4 protein-coding genes are annotated in these 4248 nt (G+C 69.2%); all 4 read left to right on the top strand.

Annotated features, from left to right (window positions below; translation table 11 throughout):
- On the top strand, positions 1-200 hold a 200-nt coding region (locus Q0S71_RS20605; RefSeq protein WP_295999921.1), incomplete at its 5' end, for a DUF302 domain-containing protein.
- Between the two features lie 17 nt (positions 201-217).
- A complete protein-coding gene (locus tag Q0S71_RS20600) occupies positions 218-1222 on the top strand; it encodes an SLAC1 anion channel family protein (RefSeq protein ID WP_295999920.1) in 1005 nt (334 codons plus the stop codon).
- Positions 1223-1449: 227 nt separating this feature from the next.
- Positions 1450-3147: a methyl-accepting chemotaxis protein gene (locus tag Q0S71_RS20595; RefSeq protein ID WP_295999919.1), complete on the top strand. Its 1698-nt coding sequence runs from the start codon at positions 1450-1452 to the stop codon at positions 3145-3147.
- Positions 3148-3206: 59 nt separating this feature from the next.
- Entirely contained in the window at positions 3207-4247 is a 1041-nt protein-coding gene (locus tag Q0S71_RS20590) for an ATP-binding protein (protein WP_295999918.1), read from the top strand.
- The last annotated feature ends 1 nt before the right edge of the window (position 4248 follow it).

Raw genomic sequence — 4248 nt, 5'->3', positions numbered from 1 at the left:
GCACGGCGCTGATGCTGGCCGCGCCGTCGATCGCGCTGGACCTGCCGATGCGGGTGCTGGTGCGTGAGGACGCGGCCGGCCGCACGCTGGTCTCCTACCACCCGGCGCTCGCATTGACGCGCGCCGCCGGCCTGCCGGACGACGCCGCGCTCGGCCTGAGCAAGGCGGCCGCCATCATCGCCGCCGCGATCGAGTTTTGAAGCCGCCAGGAGAGCCCATGAATGCCAATGGCGCCGCCGCCGTCCCCGCCGTCGCCGCCAACACCGGCTCGCTGAGCTATTTGCCGGTGGCCTTGTTCGGCTCCGTGATGGGGCTGTGCGGCCTGGCCGTCGGGTGGCAACTCGCGCATCAGTTGTACGGCGCGCCGCAATGGGCCGGCCAGCTGGCCGGCGCCGTCGCCGTGCTGGCGTTCATCGCGCTGGCCATCGGCTACGGCATCAAGGCGCTGACCGGCTTCGACGCCGTGCGCGCCGAATTCCATCATCCTATCGCCGGCAACCTGTTTGGCACGCTGCTCATCAGCGTGCTGCTGCTGCCCATCCTGATCGCGCCCTACGGCATGGCCTTGGCGCGCGGGCTGTGGGTGGTGGGCGCGGCCGGCATGACGCTGTTCGCGTGGCTGATCGTCAACCGCTGGCTGCACCGGCGCCAGAACGTGGCGCACGCCACGCCGGCCTGGATCGTGCCGGTGGTCGGCATGCTCGACGTGCCGCTGGCCGTGCCGGCGCTGCAATGGCCGCAAGTGCACGGGGTGATGATGCTGGGACTGGCCGTCGGCCTGTTCTTCGCGATCCCGCTGTTCACGATGGTCATGTCGCGCCTGCTGTTCGAGGAACCGCTGCCGGCGGCGATGGAACCGTCGCTGCTGATTATGCTGGCGCCGTTCTCGGTCGGCTTCTCGAGCTACGTGGCGACGATGGGCCAGATCGACGCCTTCGCCCAGGCGCTGTACATGCTGACCCTGTTCATGCTGGCCGTGCTGCTGGGACGACTGCGCCACCTGCGTCACTGCTGTCCCTTCCGCGTGTCGTGGTGGGCCGTCAGTTTCCCGCTGGCGTCGGCGGCGACGGCGGCGCTGCGTTACGCCGGCGCGGCGCAGAACATGGTCACCGACGCCATCGCGCTGGCGCTGCTGGCCTTCGCCACGCTGGTGATTGTCGGATTATTGATACGCACGCTGACCGGCATCGCCCGCGGCGAACTCAAAACGCTGACCGCCTGAGCGCGCGCTTTACCGCATCACCCCCTCCTTGCCCCATGACGGCCGGCGCGCCGTCGCTCCTCCTCCCGCCACCGACCGGCATTCCAGATGGCGCAAGAATCTCTTGCGCCATTTGACGATACCGCCGCGTCCCCGAATTGCTTACATTGGACTCATGCGCGCAGCAATGCGACCAGCGTGGCGCATCCGCCGCGGCCCAGACCAGCAATCCAACCACAGGTGAAAAAATGAAACTCAAATCCCTCGGCATCCTGATGATCGCGTTGCTGTTGTTGGTGACGGCGATTTCCCTCGGCCTCCTGACCTACGTCGCGCGCCAGTTCGACACCAGCATGCAGTCGCAGAAAGACGCCTACAGCCAGATCATCGTGCCGCTGCGCCAGATCGACGCCGACACCAAGAACCTGCGCTTCCACCTGCTGGCCGCCTATATGCACGATCCGCAGAACGCCGCCGCCGGCCTGCACAAGCATCCGGTATCGGTCCACACGGATGCGATCCGCGCCGAAATGGCGCGCAACGAGCAGTTGTGGCATGAAGTCGACGCCATGGCCGGCGACTTCCCGGCGCTGCGCCTGGCGGACCTGAAGGCGCAGTACGCGCTGTACTACCGCCGTGGCGTGGAGCCGGCCATGGCCGCCGCCGAAGCGCAGAACTGGATGGGCATCGTCGGCACCGTGACGGCCACCATGTTCGAATACGGCGGCTTCGAGAAAAGCCTGCAACAGACCATCTCCGCGCTCCAGAACACCGAGGACGCGATGTACCAGGCGGCCCACGAACAGCAGCAACAGCTGATCGTCAGCGTCGTCGCCGGCGCGCTGGTGCTGATGGCCGGCGCCTTGCTGACGGTGTGGAAAACGGTGGGCGGCTACACCGGCCGCCTCGGTCTGGCGGTCGGCATGGCCGAGGCGATGGCGGCCGGCGACCTGTCGCACGAGCTGGAGGTGAACGGCAAGTGCGAAGCGAGCTTCATGCTGCGCGCCATGTGCAATATGCAGACGGCGATGCGGGAACTGGTCGGCAGCATCCGCGCCAGCTCCCACAACATCCACGCGGCGGCGCAGGAGGTGGCGATCGGCAATAGCGACCTGTCGGCCCGCACCGAACAGCAGGCCGGCGCGCTGGAAGAAACCGCGTCGTCGATGGAGCAGCTGACGGCCACCGTTAAGCAGAACGCCGACAACGCCCGCCAGGCCAATGTGCTGGCCGCGTCGGCATCGTCGGTGGCGGTCAAGGGCGGCGCGGTGGTGGCGCAGGTGATCGACACCATGGGCGCCATCAACGGCGCGGCGAAAAAGATCGTCGACATCATCGCCGTCATCGACGGCATCGCCTTCCAGACCAATATCCTGGCGCTGAACGCGGCGGTCGAAGCGGCCCGCGCCGGCGAGCAGGGACGCGGCTTCGCCGTCGTCGCCTCGGAAGTGCGCAACCTGGCGCAGCGCTCGGCCGGCGCGGCCAAGGAAATCAAGCAGCTGATCGGCGCCTCGGTCGAGCAGATCGACGGCGGCACCGTGCTGGTGGCGCAGGCCGGGGCGACGATGGACGACATCGTCGCCAGCGTCAAGCGCGTGACCGACATCATGGGCGACATCGCCGTCGCCAGCGGCGAACAGACCGACGGCATCGAGCAAATCAACGAGGCCATCACGCAGATGGACGATGTGACGCAGCAGAACGCGGCGCTGGTGGAGGAGGCGTCGGCGGCGGCGCTGTCCTTGCAGGACCAGGCCAGCGCGCTGACGCAGGCGGTCAGCGTGTTCCGCTTGTGGCAGGATGAAGCGGCGACCGCGACCGCCGTGATGGCAACGACGAAGGCGCCGGCGACGGCGCCGGCCCGCCAGAAACCGGCGCTGGCGGCGCCGCAGCGCCAGCCGGCCGCCAGGCTGGCGCTGGCCGCCGACGGCTGGGACGAGTTTTAAGCCGCCCCGCCGGCGCCGCCCCGTGCACGCGGCGCCGCCGCATCTGAAAGGTGAACGTCATGATACTGCCGATACTGGGCTCGATCCTGCTGCTACCGGGCCTGGCGCTGGCCGCCCGGCTGGCCTGGCGCGCCATCGCCCGACGCGCCGCCGCGCTCCACGGCAGCAACCGCGCACTGGCGCAAGCGAATCTGGAGCTGGAACAGAAAGTGGCCTTCCGCACCAGCGAACTGCAACGCACCAACCACGAGATGGCCCACGCGCTGCGGCGTTTGCACGCGGCCCAGGCGCAGCTGGTGCAGAATGAAAAACTGGCGGCGCTGGGCAGCCTGGTGGCCGGCGTCGCGCATGAACTGAATACGCCGATCGGCAACGCGCTGCTGACGGTGAGCACCCTGGCGGCGTCGACGGCGCAGCTGCGGCAGGCGCTGGACGCCGGCATCACGCGCAGCCAGCTGCACGCGCATCTGCTGCACGCCGGCGAAAGCTGCGCCCTGATCGAACGGGCGCTGAACCGCGCCAGCGGCTTGCTCGACTCGTTCAAGCAGGTGGCGGCCGACCAGGGCAACGGGCGGCGCCGCCGTTTTTTGCTGGCCGACGTGGTGGCCGAAGTGGTCGCGGCGCGGCGCGCCGAATTGCGCGGCGCCGGCTGCGAGCTGCGGCTGCGGATCGGGTCCGGCCTGCGCATGGATTCCTATCCCGACAGCGTGGTCCAGGTGCTGCACCAGCTGATCGACAACAGCCTGCTGCACGGCTTCGCCGGCCGGCCCGACGGCGTGCTGACCATCAGCGCCGCCGAAGTCGATGCGCACTGGCTGCAAATCGCCGTCGGCGACGACGGCGCCGGCATAGCGCCGCAACTGCTGCACCGCGTGTTCGATCCCTTCTTCACCACCCGCATGGGACAGGGCAGCGGCGGACTCGGACTGGCCATCGCCCACAACATCGTCACCGCCGTTCTGGGCGGACGCATCGCGGTGGCCGCCGCCGCGACGCCGGGCACGCTGGTTGAAATCACGCTGCGCAAAGTGGCGCCGCCACGGCCGGCCGCAGCGTCGCCGGCGGCGCAGCTGCGGCCGGCCGCGCGCGAGGCGGCATGAG

This window comes from Rugamonas sp. (assembly GCF_025354735.1).
In the GTDB taxonomy this organism is placed as follows: Bacteria; Pseudomonadota; Gammaproteobacteria; order Burkholderiales; family Burkholderiaceae_D; genus Rugamonas.
This window is presented reverse-complemented; position numbering and strand designations above follow the sequence as displayed.